The organism is Bacterioplanoides pacificum (assembly GCF_042648445.1).
In the GTDB taxonomy this organism is placed as follows: Bacteria; Pseudomonadota; Gammaproteobacteria; order Pseudomonadales; family Oceanobacteraceae; genus Bacterioplanoides; species Bacterioplanoides pacificum.
This window is the reverse complement of the sequence record NZ_JBHRYB010000016.1, coordinates 56,156-75,019: the sequence shown is the minus strand read 5'-3', so window position 1 is coordinate 75,019 and position 18,864 is coordinate 56,156. Positions and strand designations below refer to the sequence as shown.

22 protein-coding genes are annotated in these 18,864 nt (G+C 53.1%); 13 read left to right on the top strand and 9 right to left on the bottom strand.

Translation table 11 applies throughout. The features are described 5' to 3' along the window. Positions 1-13: 13 nt before the first annotated feature. The 6 genes from murA to ACFOMG_RS16260 all read right to left on the bottom strand — a co-directional run bounded on the left by murA (position 14) and on the right by ACFOMG_RS16260 (position 3,997). Complete coding sequence (gene murA / locus ACFOMG_RS16285; protein ID WP_376868207.1) at positions 14-1,288, bottom strand: UDP-N-acetylglucosamine 1-carboxyvinyltransferase; 1,275 nt, start codon at positions 1,286-1,288, stop codon at positions 14-16. A 3-nt stretch (positions 1,289-1,291) separates the two neighbouring features. After that, the gene (locus ACFOMG_RS16280) at positions 1,292-1,528 is read right to left on the bottom strand and encodes a BolA family protein (RefSeq protein WP_376868205.1); all 237 of its coding nucleotides are present in this window, start codon (positions 1,526-1,528) and stop codon (positions 1,292-1,294) included. Between the two features lie 95 nt (positions 1,529-1,623). Then, a complete protein-coding gene (locus tag ACFOMG_RS16275; RefSeq protein WP_376868203.1) occupies positions 1,624-1,932 on the bottom strand; it encodes an STAS domain-containing protein in 309 nt (102 codons plus the stop codon). Positions 1,933-1,935: 3 nt separating this feature from the next. Then, positions 1,936-2,394, bottom strand: coding sequence for an outer membrane lipid asymmetry maintenance protein MlaD (gene mlaD / locus ACFOMG_RS16270; protein WP_376868201.1), 459 nt, complete (start codon positions 2,392-2,394; stop codon positions 1,936-1,938). 2 nt (positions 2,395-2,396) lie between these two features. Continuing rightward, positions 2,397-3,185 carry a lipid asymmetry maintenance ABC transporter permease subunit MlaE gene (gene mlaE / locus ACFOMG_RS16265; RefSeq protein ID WP_376868199.1) on the bottom strand — a complete coding sequence of 263 codons (789 nt, stop codon included), beginning with the start codon at positions 3,183-3,185 and terminating at the stop codon, positions 2,397-2,399. After that, positions 3,182-3,997, bottom strand: coding sequence for an ATP-binding cassette domain-containing protein (locus ACFOMG_RS16260; RefSeq protein ID WP_376868197.1), 816 nt, complete (start codon positions 3,995-3,997; stop codon positions 3,182-3,184). Before ACFOMG_RS16260 ends, mlaE begins: the two co-directional genes overlap by 4 nt. Positions 3,998-4,184: 187 nt before the next feature. Between ACFOMG_RS16260 and ACFOMG_RS16255 the strand changes: the two genes are divergently transcribed. The 13 genes from ACFOMG_RS16255 (at position 4,185) to ACFOMG_RS16195 (ending at position 15,203) form a co-directional block, all read left to right on the top strand. Further along, positions 4,185-5,144: a calcium/sodium antiporter gene (locus ACFOMG_RS16255; RefSeq protein WP_376868195.1), complete on the top strand. Its 960-nt coding sequence runs from the start codon at positions 4,185-4,187 to the stop codon at positions 5,142-5,144. A 19-nt stretch (positions 5,145-5,163) separates the two neighbouring features. Then, positions 5,164-6,138, top strand: a complete 975-nt coding sequence (locus tag ACFOMG_RS16250) for a KpsF/GutQ family sugar-phosphate isomerase (RefSeq protein ID WP_376868194.1) — start codon at positions 5,164-5,166, stop codon at positions 6,136-6,138. Next, the gene (gene lptC / locus ACFOMG_RS16245) at positions 6,138-6,698 is read left to right on the top strand and encodes an LPS export ABC transporter periplasmic protein LptC (RefSeq protein WP_376868193.1); all 561 of its coding nucleotides are present in this window, start codon (positions 6,138-6,140) and stop codon (positions 6,696-6,698) included. The genes ACFOMG_RS16250 and lptC overlap by 1 nt, the downstream gene beginning before the upstream one ends. Next, positions 6,685-7,203: a lipopolysaccharide transport periplasmic protein LptA gene (gene lptA, locus ACFOMG_RS16240; RefSeq protein ID WP_376868191.1), complete on the top strand. Its 519-nt coding sequence runs from the start codon at positions 6,685-6,687 to the stop codon at positions 7,201-7,203. Before lptC ends, lptA begins: the two co-directional genes overlap by 14 nt. After that, positions 7,200-7,928, top strand: coding sequence for an LPS export ABC transporter ATP-binding protein (gene lptB, locus ACFOMG_RS16235; protein ID WP_376868190.1), 729 nt, complete (start codon positions 7,200-7,202; stop codon positions 7,926-7,928). Before lptA ends, lptB begins: the two co-directional genes overlap by 4 nt. Positions 7,929-8,072: 144 nt before the next feature. Continuing rightward, positions 8,073-9,662 (top strand): RNA polymerase factor sigma-54, encoded by a 1,590-nt coding sequence (locus tag ACFOMG_RS16230; RefSeq protein ID WP_376868188.1) that lies wholly within the window; start codon positions 8,073-8,075, stop codon positions 9,660-9,662. A gap of 45 nt (positions 9,663-9,707) precedes the next feature. Beyond that, positions 9,708-10,010, top strand: a complete 303-nt coding sequence (hpf, locus tag ACFOMG_RS16225) for a ribosome hibernation-promoting factor, HPF/YfiA family (RefSeq protein ID WP_376868187.1) — start codon at positions 9,708-9,710, stop codon at positions 10,008-10,010. A 23-nt stretch (positions 10,011-10,033) separates the two neighbouring features. After that, complete coding sequence (ptsN, locus tag ACFOMG_RS16220) at positions 10,034-10,486, top strand: PTS IIA-like nitrogen regulatory protein PtsN (RefSeq protein WP_376868186.1); 453 nt, start codon at positions 10,034-10,036, stop codon at positions 10,484-10,486. An 82-nt stretch (positions 10,487-10,568) separates the two neighbouring features. Beyond that, positions 10,569-11,429 (top strand): RNase adapter RapZ, encoded by an 861-nt coding sequence (gene rapZ, locus ACFOMG_RS16215; RefSeq protein ID WP_376868184.1) that lies wholly within the window; start codon positions 10,569-10,571, stop codon positions 11,427-11,429. Beyond that, positions 11,389-11,745: an HPr family phosphocarrier protein gene (locus ACFOMG_RS16210; RefSeq protein ID WP_376868183.1), complete on the top strand. Its 357-nt coding sequence runs from the start codon at positions 11,389-11,391 to the stop codon at positions 11,743-11,745. The genes rapZ and ACFOMG_RS16210 overlap by 41 nt, the downstream gene beginning before the upstream one ends. Before the next feature lie 256 nt (positions 11,746-12,001). Beyond that, positions 12,002-13,354, top strand: coding sequence for a magnesium transporter (gene mgtE, locus ACFOMG_RS16205; RefSeq protein WP_376868182.1), 1,353 nt, complete (start codon positions 12,002-12,004; stop codon positions 13,352-13,354). A 36-nt stretch (positions 13,355-13,390) separates the two neighbouring features. Next, positions 13,391-13,912 (top strand): ribosome biogenesis factor YjgA, encoded by a 522-nt coding sequence (yjgA, locus tag ACFOMG_RS16200; RefSeq protein ID WP_376868181.1) that lies wholly within the window; start codon positions 13,391-13,393, stop codon positions 13,910-13,912. Between the two features lie 220 nt (positions 13,913-14,132). Then, the gene (locus tag ACFOMG_RS16195; protein ID WP_376868179.1) at positions 14,133-15,203 is read left to right on the top strand and encodes a BMP family ABC transporter substrate-binding protein; all 1,071 of its coding nucleotides are present in this window, start codon (positions 14,133-14,135) and stop codon (positions 15,201-15,203) included. A gap of 341 nt (positions 15,204-15,544) precedes the next feature. Here the strand turns inward: ACFOMG_RS16195 and gatB are convergent, their stop codons facing one another. From gatB to gatC, 3 genes are read right to left on the bottom strand one after another with little or no spacing between them, the layout of a single operon-like run. Further along, positions 15,545-16,996 carry an Asp-tRNA(Asn)/Glu-tRNA(Gln) amidotransferase subunit GatB gene (gene gatB / locus ACFOMG_RS16190; RefSeq protein WP_376868177.1) on the bottom strand — a complete coding sequence of 484 codons (1,452 nt, stop codon included), beginning with the start codon at positions 16,994-16,996 and terminating at the stop codon, positions 15,545-15,547. An 11-nt stretch (positions 16,997-17,007) separates the two neighbouring features. Next, positions 17,008-18,474, bottom strand: coding sequence for an Asp-tRNA(Asn)/Glu-tRNA(Gln) amidotransferase subunit GatA (gene gatA / locus ACFOMG_RS16185; RefSeq protein WP_376868176.1), 1,467 nt, complete (start codon positions 18,472-18,474; stop codon positions 17,008-17,010). Positions 18,475-18,495: 21 nt separating this feature from the next. After that, positions 18,496-18,783, bottom strand: a complete 288-nt coding sequence (gatC, locus tag ACFOMG_RS16180) for an Asp-tRNA(Asn)/Glu-tRNA(Gln) amidotransferase subunit GatC (protein ID WP_376868174.1) — start codon at positions 18,781-18,783, stop codon at positions 18,496-18,498. Positions 18,784-18,864: the final 81 nt, after the last annotated feature.

Genomic DNA, 18,864 nt, shown 5'->3' with positions numbered 1-18,864 from the left:
TTAGCGGCAGCGATTAATGGCTGCCACCCGGTACACGTTTGATATTGGCACCCAGCTGCTGGAACTTTTCTTCGATACATTCATAACCTCGGTCGATGTGGTAAATGCGGTTAACGTCCGTTGCACCCTGGGCCACCAGCGCAGCAATCACCAGTGAAGCTGAAGCACGCAGATCGGTAGCCATCACCGGCGCCGACGTCAGGCCTTGTTTACCGGTAATAATGGCGGTATTGCCTTCCACATGAATATCCGCGCCCATACGCATCAGTTCATTAACGTGCATAAAGCGGTTTTCGAAAATGGTTTCGATGACCGTACCTGTGCCTTCGGCAATGGCGTTCAGTACCACAAACTGGGCCTGCATATCGGTCGGGAAAGCCGGATGCGGGGCAGTTTTAACATTAACGGCTTGCGGCCGGCGACCTTCCATATCCAGTTCGATCCAGTCTTTACCAGTGGTGATTTTAGCGCCGGCTTCTTCCAGTTTATGCAATACCGCTTCCATCAGTAACGGATCGGTATCTTTGCATTTCACCCGGCCGCCGGTCACCGCCGCCGCCACCAGATAAGTACCGGTTTCAATACGGTCAGGTAATACGTCGAAGTGGCAGCCCTGCAAACTGTCGACCCCTTCAATCACCAGCGTATCACTGCCAATGCCCTGAATCCTGGCACCCATGGCCACCAGGCAATTAGCCAGATCCACCACTTCCGGTTCACGGGCGGCGTTTTCGATGGTGGTGGTACCTTGTGCCAGCACCGCTGCCATCAACACGTTTTCGGTGCCGGTCACAGTGACCGTATCAAAGAAGATATGTGCACCTTTTAAGCGGCCACCCGGCGCCCGGGCTTTGATATAACCATCCACCACGTCGACTTCCGCGCCCATGGCTTCCATACCGCGAATGTGCAGATCCACCGGACGGGAACCAATGGCACAACCACCAGGCAGCGATACTTCGGCTTCGCCGTGTTTCGCCAGCAATGGGCCTAACACCAGGATAGAGGCACGCATGGTGCGCACCAGATCGTAAGGAGCGACGCAGCTGTTCATGTTGCCGCAGTCGGTTTCCACCGACATATCTTCGTTGATCGCTACCTGCACGCCCATACACCCCAGCAGTTCCAGCATGGTGGTGATATCGTGCAAATGCGGCAGATTGCCAACATGCATCACGCCATCGGCTAATAAGGTAGCGGCTAAAATCGGTAACGCTGAGTTTTTCGCGCCGGAAATACGGACTTCACCGTCAAGGCGGTTGCCGCCTTCAATTCGTAAACTGTCCATGCATCAGGCTCCGGCTTTTTCAGCAGGGGTCAATGCACGGATAGTGACCGCGTGAATACGGCCATCGGCGATATACGGGTTAAGAATTTTGTACACGTATTGCTGACGTTTAACGGCATTGAGGCCATCAAATACATCGGCAACGGCTTCCACCTGGTATTTGTAACCGTCACCATCGACCAGCCAGTTAACGTCAGGTGCTTCAGATTGCAGAATTTGCAGGATTTCCGCCGGGGTCATAAGCGCTTCACTACTCAGCTTGAGAAAACGCCCAATCATAGCGGATTTATGCGCTAAACCGAAGGATAAAAGCGGCGTACTGTGACGCCGGTAATTCAGCTCAGCAGCGGTTCGAACAGAGGTTCGAGATCACTGACACGGATAATTGGCTGCATATGAGAAGGCAGATTTTCGATTTTAAAGTCCAGCTTGCGGCTTTGGGCGTAACGCAGCCATTCCAGTAACAGTGCCACCCCAGCACTGGATACCCGCTCCACCGCGATCATATCCAGAGTCCAGCTCTGACTGGCCGCCGCCATCAGTTGTTTGCCCGGTTCAATCACCGCCACCACCGTGTTATTCAGCAGATCTCCACTGAGTTGCGCACGTTCCTGACTGATGCTGCTCAGTTCGGCGTTGGCCATAAGTTATCCTTCCGCCTTGTTAAACAGGAAACGGCCGATTAACTCTTCCAGCACCAGCGCTGACTGGGTGTCTTCAATCCAGTCACCATCCCCCAGAAACTCATCTTCCGCTCCGACCGTCAGGCCGATGTATTTCTCGCCTAACAAACCGGCAGTCAGAATCGACGCCGAGGTATCCAGTGTCAGGGTGCTCATGGATTCATCAATTTCCATTTCCACCACAGCGGAATACCACTCCGGATCCAGATACACTTTTGTCACCCGGCCGATGGTCACTCCGGACATTGATACCTTGGCCCGCTCTGTCAGTCCGGCGAGGTTTTCAAACCGCGCTTTCAGAGTATAAGTATTGCCATTGGTCTGGCCGGATAAACCACTGACCCTGAATGCCATCAGCACCAGAGCGATAATTCCCATCACCATAAAACTGCCTACGGTGAGTTCCACAAAACGCATGCGCATAATTAAACGCCTCCCAACATGACGGCGGTGAGTACAAAATCCAGTCCCAGTACCGCCAGTGATGAAATCACCACGGTCTGAGTTGTCGCTTTACCAATCCCTTCCGAGGTGGGTATTGAGTCATAACCCTGAAATACGGCAATCCAGGTCACGACCAGGCCAAACACCACTGACTTGATCATGCCTTTCACCACATCTTCATAAAAATCCACTGAGGCCTGCATATTGCCCCAATACGCTCCCTCATCAATCCCCAGCATATCGACGGCGACAAAAGCTCCCCCCCAGATACCAACGGTACTGAACAATAATGCCAGCACCGGCATGGCGATCAGACCGGCCCACAGTCGTGGAGTTATCACCCGTTTTAGCGGATCAACCCCCATCATCTCCATCGCCGATAACTGCTCGGTGGCTTTCATCAGGCCAATCTCTGCGGTTAACGCCGAACCCGCCCGGCCGGCAAATAACAGCGCCGTCATCACCGGCCCCAGTTCGCGTAATAACGTCAGTGACACCATAGTGCCCAACGCCGCTTCAGAGCCAAAATCCGACAGAATGGTGTAACCCTGCAGACCCAGCACCATGCCCACAAAAAAGCCGGCCACCAGAATAATGGATAACGAGCGCACCCCAACCGAATGAATCTGTTTGATTAAATCAGAGAAACCGGCACTGCCCGGGCCGCCCCAGGCGGACGAATGAAACAACAATAAAGTCGCACGTCCGAGTGACTGTATGGCCTCCACGCCACGGCGGCCAAACGCCAGATAGCGATCGAACATCGTCATTGACCGCCTCCGCTGAGCAATTCTGCCTGATAATCCGGCGCCGGATAATGAAACGGCACCGGGCCATCCGGATCACCACGTAAAAACTGTTTCACTTCATCGTTACCTTCATTCAGTAATTCCTGCGGTGAACCAAAACCGATGACCTTGCCACCGGACACCACACATAAATAGTCGGCAATATTGCATGACTCTTCGATATCGTGAGACACCAATAAACTGGTCAGCCCCAGTGCTTCGTTCAGGCCACGGATCAGTTTCACAATCATGCCCATGGAAATCGGATCCAGTCCGGTAAACGGCTCATCGTACATAATAATTTCCGGGTCCATGGCAATCGCCCGGGCCAGAGCCACCCGCCGCGCCATACCACCGGATAACTCCGCCGGATTCAGCTGATGCGCACCACGCAGACCAACCGCTTCCAGTTTCATTAATACCAGGTCGCGAATCATGGATTCCGGCAAGTCGGTATGCACCCGCAACGGAAAAGCCACGTTGTCGAACACGTTCAGATCGGTAAATAACGCACCGGTCTGAAATAACATACCCATGTTCTTACGACGAAAATCAAACAACGCTTTACGCGACAGTTGCGGAATATTATGACCGTCAACCTTAACGCTGCCTGAGTCCGGCAACAGCTGACCACCAATCAGACGTAACAGGGTGGTTTTACCGGTGCCACTCGGCCCCATAATGGCGGTGACTTTGCCACGCGGGAAATCGACATCCATGGCGTCATAAATCAGCCGGTCGCCACGACTGAAACTCATGCCACGGATGGATACGTAAGGCTCTGCAGCGGACATTGATGCGTCCCTATTAGCTGAGGATGAAAAGTCGGATTAGCATAACGGATTGTTACCAGCGAACCAATGCTTGTAAGGCTGTGTAAAAGACCCCTGATAAAACGCATTGTTGCGATTGCTAAGCCCGCCGCCTTGGGTACAATGGCGCGTTTGTTTTTTGCCCTCACCCACCGGACTTGTGAGCCCTATGTTAACTGCTTATGCAACCATATTAATCGGACTGGTCATACTGGTCTGGAGCGCTGATCGTTTTGTGATTGGTGCCGCGGCTACCGCGCGGCGACTGGGAATGTCGCCACTGCTGGTTGGCCTTACCATTGTTTCTATCGGCACGTCGGCGCCGGAAATGTTCGTTTCCGCGATGGCGTCGTTTGACAACGCCGGCAATCTGGCAATTGGTAACGCACTGGGTTCCAACATTACCAATATTGCTCTGGTACTGGGTATCACCGCGCTGGTCAGCCCGATTCCGCTGCAGAAAAAACTGCTGAAAAAAGAACTGCCACTATTAATTCTGATTTCCATCATCGGTGGTCTGGTACTCGCCGACCTGGAACTGAACTGGATTGATGGCGCCATTCTGATTGCCGCACTGGTGTTCTCTTTGTACCTGATGTTTCAGGATTCGGAAGAATCCGGCGAACCAATCGTCGATGAAGAAGAAGCCGAAGCGATTGAAAATACCAGCCTGAAGTCGGCGCTGTTCTGGTTATTCGCTGGCCTGACGGCGTTAATGGTCAGCTCAAAAATGCTGGTCTGGGGTGCTACCGAAGTTGCCACTGCGTTTGGTGTCAGCGACCTGGTGATTGGTTTAACCATCGTTGCCATCGGTACCAGCCTGCCGGAACTGGCCGCGTCCGTCGCCAGTGCCTTAAAAGGTCATCACGACATCGCCATCGGTAACGTGATTGGTTCCAATATGTTTAATCTGCTGGCGGTAATGCCGATCCCCGGTCTGGTGGCGGTCACCGCCGTCGAACCGATGGCACTGTACCGCGATTACAGCGTGATGATGGCGCTGACCTTCGCGCTGTTGATTCTGTTCCTGATCAGTTATCGTAAAGGCACGCTGGGCCGTATGTCTGGCAGCGTATTGACCGCGGCTTACGCCGGTTATCTCATCACCCTGTTTTATATGACTGCATAACAGACGGCTGTGTATTTAAATGAGCATTAATAAAGAATTTAATTTTATCCAGTCTGGTCAACGCACCATTGAACTGGAACAACAGGCCATCATCAGCCTGAAGCCACGCATCGACGATGCCTTTGTCACCGCCTGTCAGCTGATCCTTGATTGTCAGGGCCGGGTGGTTGTTACCGGTATGGGTAAATCCGGCCACATCGGCAATAAAATCGCTGCAACGCTGGCCAGCACCGGCACTCCGGCATTTTTTGTCCACCCCGGCGAAGCCAGCCACGGCGATATGGGCATGATCCAGCCACAGGATGTGGTGATTGCCCTGTCGAACTCCGGCGAAAGTGGCGAAGTCACCTCCTTGCTGCCGCTGTTTAAACGCCTTGGCAGCAAGCTGATCAGCATGACCGGCAATCCCGATTCTTCGCTGGCTCGGGCGTCTCACGCACACCTTAATACCGGGGTCGAGAAAGAAGCCTGTCCGCTTGACCTGGCGCCGACCTCGTCCACCACCACCGCTCTGGTGATGGGCGATGCGCTGGCGGTGGCGCTGCTGGAAGCGCGCGGTTTTACCGCCGAAGATTTCGCCTTTTCACACCCCGGCGGCAGCCTCGGCCGCCGGCTGTTACTGAAAGTCGAAGATATTATGCACAGCGGCGATCAGGTGCCGGTGGTTGCACCCGATACCCCGATGGCGGAAGCGCTGCTGGCAGTCACGTCCAAAGGCCTGGGCATGACCACCATTCAGCAGGATGGTAAGCTGGCCGGTATTTTTACCGACGGCGACTTACGCCGGGCGGTGGATCAGGGCGTAGATATTCACAGCGCCCGTATTGCCGACGTAATGACCGCCAACTGCAAAACAGCAGAACCCGGCATCCTTGCTGCTGAAGCGCTGAAACAGATGGAAGACGGCAAAATCAACGCACTGGTCGTGATGCAGGGCGACGCCGTCGCGGGTGTGGTCACCATGCACGATATGTTACGTGCCGGAGTGATCTGATGCGTAAACGTTATGTACTGCTGGTTCTGACGATTCTGGTAGGCCTGGCATTACTGGCAGTGGATAACTATACGCAGGAAATTAACACCACCCTGTCTGAAAACCAGGCCGCTGAGGCCGACTATTACGGCGAAGGTTTATACAACCGCCGCTTTAATGCTCAGGGACAACTGGAGCAGACCTTTGCTGCTACCCGTTCAACCCACTACCCGCTGACCAACAGCACAGTGTTTAATCAGCCCCGTATTAATGTTCAGGATGAAGATGGCCAATACTGGCTGGTCAGCGCCGCCGAAGGATCGATGAACGACAAAGACGATTTATTACGGCTGCGCCGCGATGTCGAAATCCGGCCCCAACAGGAAGATGCGCCGGAGCAGGTCAATATTCAGACACCTGCGCTCGATTATTACACCCGGGCACAACTGGCCATCACCGATCAGCCGGTCGTGATTCTGCATCCCAGCAGCCGTATGACGGCTATCGGAATGCGCATCGATCTGAAAAAACAACGCATGGAACTTAACGCCAAGGTAAATACCCGCTATGTCCCGCAATAACTATCTGGCCCTGCTGATGCTGTTACTGGCAGCCTGTCACACCCAGGCTTTGCCACAGGATGCCGAACAGGAAATGGTGATTTTCTCCGATACCGCAGAGATTGATCGCAAAGCCGGCATCGTCATTTATAAAGGCAACGTGGTGCTGACCCAGGGCACCTTAACCATAGAGTCTGACCGGCTGATGATTCTGCGCAACGACGATGTGCTGGAAAAAGCCGTGGCTGAAGGCAAACCCGCGGTTTTTAAACAACAACTGAGCGTCGACCAGGGGCTGACCACCGCCGAAGGACAACGCATCGATTATTTTGCCTTGCGCAAAGAAATTCACATCAAAGGTCAGGGCCGCCTGCTGCAGGAAGGCAATGAGTTTAACGGTGAAAAAATCACCTACGACATGACCCGCGAGCGTATTCTGGCGACCTCGGCAAACGACGAAGGCATAGCCAGCGAACGTATCAAAGTGGTGATACAGCCCAAAGCAGAAGGCACCAGCCAGCCATGAAAAAAACCCTCAAAGCTCAGCATCTGGCCAAAAGTTACAACGGGCGTGAAGTGGTCAAAGACGTTTCCATGTCGGTACAGAGCGGCCAGATTGTTGGTTTGCTGGGCCCGAACGGCGCCGGTAAAACCACCTGTTTTTATATGATCGTCAATCTGGTGCAGGCCGACAAAGGTCATGTTCATATTGACGATGAAGACATCAGCCACCTGCCGATGCATGGCCGCGCACAGAAAGGCATTGGTTACCTGCCTCAGGAAGCGTCTATTTTTCGCAAGCTGAGCGTCGCCGACAATATTATGGCCATTCTTGAAACCCGTCAGGATCTGAACCGCCAGCAGCGCCAGGAGCGGCTGGAAGGTCTGCTGGATGAATTTCATATTCAGCATATCCGCAACAGCCTCGGCATGGCGTTATCCGGTGGAGAACGCCGGCGGGTCGAAATTGCCCGGGCGCTGGCTGCTGAACCGTCTTTTATTTTACTCGACGAACCTTTCGCCGGTGTTGACCCGATTTCTGTGTCTGACATCATGGACATCATTCGCCAGCTGCGGGATCGCGGTATTGGTGTATTAATTACCGACCACAACGTGCGGGAAACCCTGGCGATCTGCGAAAAAGCCTATATCGTCGGCGGTGGTCATATTATTGCTGAAGGCAACGCCGAAGAAGTCCTGGCCAACGAACAGGTGCGCAAAGTGTACCTGGGTGATGATTTCCGGTTGTGAGTAACAGCCCGGTTTGTTGCTCACAAGCAATATTTATGACATCTCGGTTAAAACAGGGATTCCAAGTGCACGGGCTTTGCCTATAATGCAAAGTATTGGTTGGCCACATACGAGGCCTGACATTCGCGTGACTATCGACACTTTATGAAAGCATCACTCCAGTTAAAGATGGGTCAGCAGCTGACCATGACACCACAGCTGCAACAAGCTATTCGTTTGTTACAGCTGTCGACACTGGATCTGCAACAGGAAATTCAGGAAGCGCTCGACTCCAACCCAATGCTCGAAAATGAAGAGCACGACAGCGACGACTACAGCGACGGCAATGATCAGGGCGAAGGCAACGACTACAGCAACGACCAGGACAGTCGCGCCTCTGACAACGACAGCAACGACCAGCACAACAGCGATAGCCTGAACGACTACAGCGCCAGTGCCGATAACAGCAGCACGGCTAACGACAGCGATTACGATGTTCAGGGCAGCGACAGCCAGGAGCTGGGGGATCACTTATCCAACCAGCAACTGCCCGATGACCTGCCGGTCGACAGCAACTGGGACGACACCTATCAGCCTACCGCCGGCGTGGCATCCAGCGCTGGTCCGGCTGACGACGACTTCGATTACGATTCCCGCCATGCCACCACCGATGATCTGCAGGATCATTTATTGTGGCAACTCAACCTGACACCGATGTCGGACACCGACCGTGAAATCGCGCTGATGTTTATCGACGGCGTCGACAGCGACGGTTATCTGCACACCAGCATCGAAGACGTACTGGAAAGCATCGATCCGGAACTGGATGTCGAAGAAGACGAAGTCAAAGTCGTCTTACGACGCCTGCAACAGTTTGATCCGGCCGGAGTGTTCTGCCGCGACCTGCGAGAATGCCTGTTATTGCAACTGGCCCAGCTGCCCGCTGAAACCCCGTGGCTGACAGAAGCCCAGCTGGTGATCAGCGACTATATCGATATGCTCGGCAGCAAAGATTATCCGACCCTGATGCGCAAAACCAAGCTGAAGGAAGACAGCCTGAAGTCGGTGATGCGACTGATTAAAGAACTCAATCCGAAACCCGGTGCCGGCATCTCTCCCGACCAGGCAGAGTACGTTGTGCCGGATGTGATTGTACGCAATATCCGCGATGAATGGCGGGTCGAACTCAACCCCGACATTGCCCCCCGCTTGCGGGTAAACGAAAGTTATGCGGCACTGGTAAAACGTTCGGATAACAGCCCCGACAACACCTTTATTAAAGATCACCTGCAGGAAGCACGCTGGTTTATCAAAAGCCTGCAAAGCCGTAACGATACCCTGCTGAAAGTGGCGACCAAAATTGTCGAATACCAGATCGAGTTTTTCGAAGAAGGCGAAGAAAAAATGAAGCCGCTGGTATTGCATGACATCGCCGAGGCGGTAGGCATGCACGAGTCCACCATTTCCCGGGTGACCACACAAAAATACATGCACACTCCACGTGGCATTTTTGAGCTGAAATATTTCTTCTCCAGCCACGTCAGCACAGATACCGGTGGCGAATGTTCGTCCACCGCGATCCGTGCCATGATCAAAAAACTGATCGCCGAAGAAAACCAGCGCAAGCCGTTAAGCGACAATAAAATTGCCGCCATGCTGGGTGACAAGGGGATCAAAGTCGCACGTCGTACGGTGGCAAAATATCGTGAAGCCATGCATATTCCACCATCCAACGAACGCAAGCAGCTGATCTGATCAGCCGTTGATACACCTCAGACAAAATTAAAGAAGGAGTCTGATATGCAAATTAATGTTAGTGGCCACCACGTGGAAATCACTGAAGCAATGCAAGCCCACGTGGAAGAAAAAATGGGCAAAATCACCCGTCACTTTGATAACGTGACCACTGCTCAGGTCACTCTGACCGTGGAAAAAGACGAACGTCACCACGCCGAAGCCACCATTCATGTCAGCGGTGCCGACCTGAACGCCAGCGCTGACAGCGACGACATGTACGCGGCCATTGATGCCATGATCGACAAGCTGGACCGCCAGGTGCTGAAGCACAAAGAAAAAATGGTTGCCCGCCAACACGGCCACTGATTATTACCCAAGAAGGTTGATCCATGACCATCGCCGATATTCTGAGCGCCGAGCGCACTGAAATTGATGTACCGATTTCCAGCAAGAAAAAACTGTTGGAATATCTCGGGCAGATTATTTCAGCGCAGCTGAAAGACAGCGCCGCTGACGATATTTTTGAGCGCCTGCTGGGCCGCGAGCGGCTCGGCAGTACAGGTATCGGTGAAGGTATTGCCATTCCGCACTGCCGTCTGCCCAACTGCGAACAGGCCTTTGGCGTGTTATTACGGCTGGAACAACCGATTGATTTTGACGCCATCGACCGCCAGCCGGTCGACCTGGTGTTTGCGTTGCTGGTACCGGAAGAAGCAACGGAAGAACATCTTCAGGTATTGTCGATGCTGGCCAGAAATTTCAATGAACCCGATTTCCGCCAGGCATTACGCAACGCTCCGGACGCCAGTCAGTTATTTAAGCGGGCATTGCTGGCCAGCTGACAAAAGTCATCGGCACGCCATAAACATCTGCTATAACTGACACACTCCCTAACACACCTGACGAAAAGTTAAGGACAAGCTTATGCGCCTTGTGGTTATCAGCGGACGCTCAGGATCGGGTAAATCCAGTGCTCTGCATGTATTGGAAGACCTGGGCTTTTATTGCATCGACAATCTGCCCATCGGCCTGCTCAACGATCTGGTACGTGAAACCCATCATGAAGAGCGGTTATCGAAAGTGGCCGTCAGTATCGATGCCCGCAACCTGGTCCACACCTTTGACCAGATCGATCATATTCTGCACAGCCTGCCACACGACGAATATCAGCTCGATATTATTTATCTCGATGCCGGTGATGACGTGTTATTGCAGCGCTTCAGTGCCACCCGCCGTAAGCACCCACTTACCAGCGGACAGTTATCGTTACCGGAAGCCATCGAAAAAGAACGCGAACTCCTCGATCCGATTGCCAACATCGCCGATCTGACGCTGGATACCACCAGCATGTCGGTTCATGAACTGCGTTCACTGATTAAAAAACGCGTCAGCGGTAATCAGGGGGCCGACATCGCCATCCTGTTTAAGTCGTTTGGCTTTAAATACGGTATTCCCAAAGATGCCGACTACGTGTTTGATGTGCGCAACCTGCCCAATCCATACTGGAACCCGGAACTGCGCCCTTACAATGGCCAGGACGAACCGATTCAGCAATTTCTTGGCGGTCGGCCGGAAGTCAAAAAGATGCAGGCCGACATCGCGACTTTTGTCGGCAACTGGCTACCGTCCTTTATCAGCGCCAACCGCAGTTACATCACCATAGCCATTGGCTGTACCGGCGGTCAGCACCGCTCAGTTTACCTGGCAGAGCAATTAACTGGACAGTTCAGCCAGCAGTTCGCTAATGTTCAGGTACGCCATCGCGAAATGGCAGTACATTATTAACCCGGACGCCGGAGCGCGCGACCAGGAACAGCAAGAGAGCACCGGAATGATCCGCCGCGAAATAACCATTATCAATAAACTCGGGCTGCATGCCCGGGCTGCCGCCAAGCTGGTTTCCACCGCTTCCGCCTACTCCTGCCAGGTGAAGGTGGGTTACAAAGACCGTATGGTGGATGGCAAAAGTATTATGGCGGTGATGATGCTGGCCGCCAGCAAAGGCACCGACATTGAATTGCACGCCGATGGTTCGGATGCTGAGGACGCTATCAACGCCCTCACCGATCTGATCAACCGTCGTTTTGATGAAGAAGAATAATTCCTCCTCGCCTTTCCCCCCTGGAATTCGGTCAGATGGTTTTTATCGCAGCAACAGGATGTTGCACCAGCCCGGTATCGGGGCGGCCAAAGACAAATATCTGACTGAAACCTCATAGAAAACAAACCACTGGCGACTTTTTTGCGAGTACTTTCATGGTCTGAAAGTCACAATCAGGCTAGAATTAAAAGCATTCGCTCCGGAGTTCAGCAGCAACTCATCAACGGATTCCCATTCACCCGCCCAGAGTTGAGTTATGCCGCAGCATACGGAAAAAGCAAAAGCAAAGTTACACAGCCTCACCGCCGCACTGGAAAGTGGTGCGCTGAGCAAAGTGCGCCGCATGCTCAACGCCATGGCCGCGGTGGATATCGCCCACCTGCTCGAAGCGTCCACCCCGAAAGTACGGAAAGTGCTGTGGGAGCTGGTCGATAAAGAGTCCGAAGGTGAGGTACTGCAACACCTGAGTGACGAGCTGCAGGGCCACTTCTTAAGCGACATGAGCGCCGAAGAAGTTGCCGACGTCACCGCCGACCTCGACACCGATGACGTGGCCGACATGCTGCAGCAGCTGCCGGAACGTGTCACTCAGGAAGTTCTGAGTTCGATGGACCGCCAGGATCGGGTACGCATCGAATCCATCCTGGAGTATCCGGAAGACTGCGCCGGCGGTCTGATGAACACCGATACCGTGACCATTCGTCCGGATATCACGCTGGAAGTCACCCTGCGTTACCTGCGGCGACATAAAACCCTGCCGGACATGACCGACAACCTGCTGGTTGTTAACCGTCAGAATGAATTTATTGGTGTGCTGCCGATCAATAAGCTGCTGGTCAGTGATCCGCAGCAAACCGTGCGTGAAGTGATGAACACCGACAGCAAAGTTATTCACGCCGACCTGCACGAAACCGAAGTCGCCAAACTGTTCGAACGCCACGACCTGGTATCCGCTCCGGTGGTGAACCTGGCCGGCGAACTGCTCGGCCGGATCACCATCGATGACGTGGTTGACGTGATCCGCGAAAATGCCGACCACTCGCTGATGAGCATGGCCGGTCTGGACGAAGAAGAAGACACCTTTGCACCGGCCATGAAAACCAGCCGCCGCCGGGCAGTCTGGCTCGGCATCAACCTGATTACCGCATTTATCGCCTCGGCGGTGATTGGCCTGTTCGACAAAACCATCGAACAAGTAGTCGCACTGGCGGTACTGATGCCCATCGTCGCCAGCATGGGAGGCATCGCCGGCAGCCAGGTATTAACCCTGGTGATCCGGGGCCAGGCGCTCGGCCACCTCAGCGGTGCCAACTTCCGCTGGTTATTTAATCGTGAGCTGATTGTCGCCGGGGTTAATGGCAGTTTATGGGCGCTGGTGATTGCCGCCATCACCTTTGTCTGGTTTAACGACCCGATTATTGCCGCCATTATCGGCGCCGCCATTATTATTAATTTATTTGTTGCCGCCATCAGTGGTGCAGCGTTGCCGCTGATTCTGAAAGCACGCGGCATCGACCCGGCACTGGCCGGTTCTGTTATCCTGACCACAGTAACCGACGTGGTCGGCTTTTTATCTTTTCTTGGCCTGGCGACCATTTTTTACTTGTAACGCCAGCCCTTCTGAACTGCATTTCCGGAAACTATTATGAGCAAAAAACAGCAACCGTTTGATGACGAAGACAGCGAATACGAACTGGTCAGCAAATCGGAAATGAAGCGGGAAATGGAACGTCTGCAACAGCTGGGCAAACGCCTGACCGAACTGAGCCCGGCGCAATGGCAAGGGCTGAGCATCTCAGAAACCCTGCTCGCCGCACTGACAGAAAGCAAACGGCTGAAGAACCACGAAGCCAAACGTCGTCACCTGCAATACATCGGTAAGCTGATGCGCAGTGAAGACGAAGAAACGATTCAGTACCAGGTCGACCTGCTTGACCCGTCCAGCGAAGCTTTTGGCCGGCGCACCGGTCAGATGGAAAAATGGCGCGAGCGTCTGATCAAAGATGCCAAAGCCATGAATGCCTTTATCGACGAATACCCGGACGTCGATCGCCAGCACCTGCGCAATCTGGTGCGTAATGCCAGCAAAGAAATGGCCGGAGATGAGCCTAAACCGGGTTCCGGTTATAAAAAGCTGTTTCAGTTTATTAAAGAAACCATGATCTGAAAGTGACAGCACCAGGGGCGGATAACCGTCTGACTGATGAAGTGCTGCCGCATTATGTGTATTGCGAACAAGGGCCGGCTGGCTTTGTACTGAATCGCTGAGCCGCAGAGGCTCAGCGCAAAAATATTGTGAACTTTGCCCGTTAACTTTATTTTCTGTCTTGTCGGTCAGATATTTCTCCGGATAATGCCTGACCGTTTGATCAGATTATGAGTTCACAATGAAGCTGAAACACCTGGCCACTGGCCTGTTCCTGACTACCCTGCTGTTGTTGTCCACTGTGGCCAACGCCCAGATCCGGGCCGCATTTGTTTACGTCGGCCCTGCTGCCGAAATGGGCTGGTCCAACTCCCACGATATTGGCCGCCGTTACCTGGAACAGACATTTGGTTCACAAATCAGCACCGAGTTTGTCGAACTGGTGCCCGAAGGCCGTGCCGCCACCGATGTGATTCGCCAGCTGGCAGAAAAAAATGACATCGTATTCACCACCTCCTGGGGCTATATGATCCCGACCCTGCGCGCTGCCCGGGAATACCCCAAGGTGAAGTTCGAAAATATTACCGGCATGCGACTGCGGGATAACCTCAGCAGTTTTGCCGACCGCGCTTATCAGCCACGTTATTTGTCCGGCATGCTGGCCGGCGCCATGACCCAATCCAATACCATTGGTTACGTCGCAGCCCACCCAACAGCGGAAGTGATTCGCGGTATCAACGCATTCACTCTGGGTGTACGCCGCACCAATCCCCGGGCCGAGGTACAGGTGCAGTGGACCCGCCAATGGTATGCGCCGGCAAAAGCCCGACAACTGGCGCAACAAATGATAAAACAGGGTGCCGATGTACTCAGCCATCACACCGACTCCCCTGCCGTCGCGCAGGCCGCCGAACAGGCCGGTATTTATGTCATCAGCTTTCACTCTGATATGCGCTCGCTGGCACCAACCGCACAACTGGCATCAGTTGGTCATCACTGGGGGCCGTATTACGCACGCAGCATTACAGCGTTACAACAGCAGCAATGGCAGTCGGGCAAACACTGGCTGGGTATGGCCGATGACGTTGCTCAGCTGAACCACATCAGTGATAAAATCCCGGCCGCAGTACGCCAACAGGTAGAGCAAACCGAAACGGCGATAAAACAGGGAAAATTTGCCGTCTTCAGCGGCCCGATTCAGAACAGCCGCGGCAGCACCCTGGTACGCCAGGATGAAATCTTATCGGACGAAGACCTGGAACGGATGAACTGGTACGTCGATGGTGTGGTGGGAGATCTGGTGTCTTTCTGAGATACATCAGTCCCCCATATCATCAGCTTATCTCCGCTGCTCTATTGCTCTATGAGCAAACTCATATGCAATCGACCTCTCATTATTGCAGTGAACTCAGCGATGCGGAAACGCTGAAAATGACCGGTGAGTATCGATGTTATAGTGAGTACTTAGGCAGGGGGATGTTATCGATCAGCCTTATCCTGTTTGGCATTATGGTCATCTATGCTCTCGCCAAATAAAAACGCCCAATCAGCTTTCACTGATTGGGCGTTTTTATTTGCTATCGCGGACAAGGTCCGCTCCTACAGAGGGTTATTATTGTAGGATCGGACCCTGTCCGCGACATTCTTGGTTTATCACCCTAGCTCAGAAAGTTTCTTCTTCAGAACTTCCATCACCACCTGCGGGTTAACTCCTTTCGCCGCTTTACGGGTGGCACCAATAAATGGTCCCATCGCTTTGCCACGTTTTTCTTCCGGTGTCGCCAGGTAAGTTTCCACCAGCTTAGCGTTATCGGCTAATACCTGTTCCACAATCGCTTCGATCGCACCGCTGTCAGAAACCTGCTTCAGCCCCAGCGAATCAACCAGTGCGTCTACTTCGGTACCTTTACCTTCCAGCAGCGCGTTAAAGACTTCTTTGGCACCACCATTGTTCAGGGTGTTGTCTTTAATCAGCTGCAGAATACGGCCCAGCTGCTCAGCATTAACGCTTAATTCATTAATACCCACTTCCAGCCGGTTCAGCGCTGCCGATACATCACCCTGCACCCAGTTAGCGGCCAGTTTGTAGTCGTTGGCGATTTTCGCTGCCGCTTCGAAGTAATGAGCCAGGTCGCGGTTAGAGGCAATCACTGCAGCATCAATGGCGCTCAAGCCATGGTCTTTGACAAACCGGGCGCGTTTGGCATCCGGTAATTCCGGCAGGGTTTCGCGTACCGCTTCGATGTAGTTATCGTCGATAATGACCGGTAATAAATCCGGGCATGGGAAATAACGATAATCGTTGGCCACTTCTTTCGAACGCATGGAACGGGTTTCGTTTTTATCGGCATCGTACAGCCGGGTTTCCTGCACGATTTCGCCACCATCTTCCAGGACATCCATCTGGCGGGCAATCTCAACCTCAATCGCCCGTTCAACGTTACGGAAGGAGTTGACGTTTTTGATTTCGGTACGGGTACCGAATTCTTCCTGGCCTTTCGGACGCAGGGAAACGTTACAGTCACAACGCATAGAGCCCTGGGACAGATCGCCGTCACACACACCTAAATAGGTCACGATGCTGTGCATCTTACGGAAATAGGCAGCCGCTTCTTTGGCGGAGCGTAATTCCGGCTCAGAAACGATTTCGATTAACGGCGTACCGGCACGGTTCAGGTCAATACCGGAAAAACCGTCAAAGCCTTCGTGTACCGATTTACCGGCGTCTTCTTCCAGGTGCGCACGGGTAACGTTAATACGACGCGTCTCACCGTCATCCAGCTCAATGTCGATATGGCCCATACCGACGATCGGATGATGCAGCTGGGTGGTCTGATAGCCTTTAGGCGAATCCGGGTAAAAATAGTTTTTACGATCAAAGACGGATTTTTTGCCAATTTCCGCATCAATCGCCAAACCGAATTTTACTGCCATACGCAGCGCTTCTTGGTTAAATACCGGTAATACGCCCGGTAATCCCAGATCAACGGCGTTGGCCTGGGTATTTGGCTCGGCACCATAAGCGGTGCTGGAGCCTGAGAAAATTTTGGATTTAGTCGACAGCTGAGCGTGAATCTCAAGGCCGATCACTACTTCCCATTCCATAATGATGCTCCTTAAATGCCAGCCGGTGCTTTTAAATGCCAGTCGGTTGCCTGCTGGAATTTATGGCCAGCATTTAACAGACGCGCTTCGTCGAAATAGTTACCAATAAGCTGCAAGCCAACCGGCAGATTCTTACCACCGTCAACACCCACCTGACCACATGGCACCGACATACCCGGTAAACCGGCTAAGTTGGTGGCGATGGTGAAAATATCTTCCAGGTACATAGCCACCGGATCATCACCTTTTTCACCGGCTTTAAATGCCGGGGTCGGTGACGTCGGGCTCATAATCATGTCGACGTCTTTAAAGGCTTCAACAAAGTCATTTTTAATTAAACGACGCACCTGCTGTGCTTTTTTGTAATAGGCGTCATAGAAGCCGGCCGACAATGCATAAGTACCAATCATGATGCGGCGTTTCACTTCATCGCCAAAACCTTCGCCACGGGAGCGGACGTACAGGTCGTGAATATCTTTCGGATCTTCACAACGGTAACCAAAGCGCACGCCGTCCATACGCGACAGATTGGCAGAACATTCCGCCGGTGCGACCACGTAATACACAGGAACGGCCAGATGGGTATTCGGCAGGGAAATTTCTTTCACCATAGCACCCATGTTTTCGTATTCTTTAATGGCGTTCATCACCTGCTGCTGCATTTCTGGCGATAAATCATCGCGGAAATACTCTTTAGGCAGGCCAACGGTCATCCCTTCCAGCGAATCATTCAGCGTCGCGGTGTAATCCGGAATATCATGCTGAACACAGGTGGAATCTTTTTCATCGAAGCTGGCCATCACGTTCATCATCATGGCCGAATCTTCCGCGGTGCGGGTCATGGTACCGGCCTGATCCAGGCTGGAAGCGAAGGCAATCATGCCGTAACGCGATACCCGGCCATAAGTTGGCTTCAGACCGGTGATACCACACAGCGCTGCCGGCTGCCGGATCGAACCACCGGTATCACTGGCCGTGGCGCCCGGCACCAGACGAGCAGCAACCGCTGCCGCCGAGCCACCGGAAGAACCACCCGGAACGCGATCGCTATCCCACGGGTTTTTCACGCCACCAAAAAATGATGTTTCATTGGACGAACCCATGGCGAATTCGTCCATATTGGTTTTGCCCAGGCACACCGCACCGGCATTATTAAAGTTGTCGGCCACCGTGGAGTTATACGGCGACACGAAGTTGCTCAGCATTTTTGAACCACAGGTCGTTAACACCCCTTCGGTACAGAAAATGTCTTTATGGGCCATCGGCACCCCGGTCCAGGCACCGGCATTGCCAGCGGCACGCAGCTCATCCGCCGCTTTCGCCTGGGCCAGCGCCTGCTCTTCAGCAACCGTGATAAAGCTGTTGTAGTCGCCGTCTTTGTCTTTAATACGGCCTAATAAATCCTGAGTGATTTCAACACTGGAGTATTCTCCGGCTGCTAAATCGCGCGAAATCTCAGCAATGGTTTTGTTGTGCATTTCAATCAATCCTTCTGCTGATCACTCAACAACTTTCGGAACAATGTAGTGACCGTCGGCAATCTGAGGCGCAATCTTCTGGAAACGCTCACGTTCGTTGCTTTCGGTAACCACGTCGGCACGCAGACGCTGAACAGCGTCCAGTGGGTGAGCCATTGGCTCCACAGCGGTGGTATCAACAGCAGCAAGCTGGTCCACCAGGTCGAGAATATTGCTCAGGTTTTTCTGATATTCACCAATCTGAGCGTCATCAATCTGCAGGCGCGATAATTCGGCTATGCCGCGAACCTGATCCTGATCCAGAGCCATACGGGTACTCCCATAAATAAGGCAAGAGTCAATAGGGTTATGATAATTTGCGGCTTTGCTTAACGTCACTTGATCAAAAAA

What these genes read in the sequence shown, in the direction of transcription:
- gatC (WP_376868174.1), bottom strand. Translation starts at nt 18,783, where the DNA reads ATGGCTCTGGATCAGGATCAGGTTCGCGGCATAGCCGAATTATCGCGC.
- gatB (WP_376868177.1), bottom strand. Translation starts at nt 16,996, where the DNA reads ATGGAATGGGAAGTAGTGATCGGCCTTGAGATTCACGCTCAGCTGTCG.
- ACFOMG_RS16275 (WP_376868203.1), bottom strand. Translation starts at nt 1,932, where the DNA reads ATGGCCAACGCCGAACTGAGCAGCATCAGTCAGGAACGTGCGCAACTC.
- mlaE (WP_376868199.1), bottom strand. Translation starts at nt 3,185, where the DNA reads ATGACGATGTTCGATCGCTATCTGGCGTTTGGCCGCCGTGGCGTGGAG.
- gatA (WP_376868176.1), bottom strand. Translation starts at nt 18,474, where the DNA reads ATGCACAACAAAACCATTGCTGAGATTTCGCGCGATTTAGCAGCCGGA.
- mlaD (WP_376868201.1), bottom strand. Translation starts at nt 2,394, where the DNA reads ATGCGCATGCGTTTTGTGGAACTCACCGTAGGCAGTTTTATGGTGATG.
- ACFOMG_RS16280 (WP_376868205.1), bottom strand. Translation starts at nt 1,528, where the DNA reads ATGACCCCGGCGGAAATCCTGCAAATTCTGCAATCTGAAGCACCTGAC.
- lptB (WP_376868190.1), top strand. Translation starts at nt 7,200, where the DNA reads ATGAAAAAAACCCTCAAAGCTCAGCATCTGGCCAAAAGTTACAACGGG.
- mgtE (WP_376868182.1), top strand. Translation starts at nt 12,002, where the DNA reads ATGCCGCAGCATACGGAAAAAGCAAAAGCAAAGTTACACAGCCTCACC.
- murA (WP_376868207.1), bottom strand. Translation starts at nt 1,288, where the DNA reads ATGGACAGTTTACGAATTGAAGGCGGCAACCGCCTTGACGGTGAAGTC.
- yjgA (WP_376868181.1), top strand. Translation starts at nt 13,391, where the DNA reads ATGAGCAAAAAACAGCAACCGTTTGATGACGAAGACAGCGAATACGAA.
- ACFOMG_RS16230 (WP_376868188.1), top strand. Translation starts at nt 8,073, where the DNA reads ATGAAAGCATCACTCCAGTTAAAGATGGGTCAGCAGCTGACCATGACA.
- lptC (WP_376868193.1), top strand. Translation starts at nt 6,138, where the DNA reads ATGCGTAAACGTTATGTACTGCTGGTTCTGACGATTCTGGTAGGCCTG.
- ptsN (WP_376868186.1), top strand. Translation starts at nt 10,034, where the DNA reads ATGACCATCGCCGATATTCTGAGCGCCGAGCGCACTGAAATTGATGTA.
- ACFOMG_RS16250 (WP_376868194.1), top strand. Translation starts at nt 5,164, where the DNA reads ATGAGCATTAATAAAGAATTTAATTTTATCCAGTCTGGTCAACGCACC.
- ACFOMG_RS16210 (WP_376868183.1), top strand. Translation starts at nt 11,389, where the DNA reads ATGTTCAGGTACGCCATCGCGAAATGGCAGTACATTATTAACCCGGAC.
- lptA (WP_376868191.1), top strand. Translation starts at nt 6,685, where the DNA reads ATGTCCCGCAATAACTATCTGGCCCTGCTGATGCTGTTACTGGCAGCC.
- hpf (WP_376868187.1), top strand. Translation starts at nt 9,708, where the DNA reads ATGCAAATTAATGTTAGTGGCCACCACGTGGAAATCACTGAAGCAATG.
- ACFOMG_RS16195 (WP_376868179.1), top strand. Translation starts at nt 14,133, where the DNA reads ATGAAGCTGAAACACCTGGCCACTGGCCTGTTCCTGACTACCCTGCTG.
- ACFOMG_RS16255 (WP_376868195.1), top strand. Translation starts at nt 4,185, where the DNA reads ATGTTAACTGCTTATGCAACCATATTAATCGGACTGGTCATACTGGTC.
- rapZ (WP_376868184.1), top strand. Translation starts at nt 10,569, where the DNA reads ATGCGCCTTGTGGTTATCAGCGGACGCTCAGGATCGGGTAAATCCAGT.
- ACFOMG_RS16260 (WP_376868197.1), bottom strand. Translation starts at nt 3,997, where the DNA reads ATGTCCGCTGCAGAGCCTTACGTATCCATCCGTGGCATGAGTTTCAGT.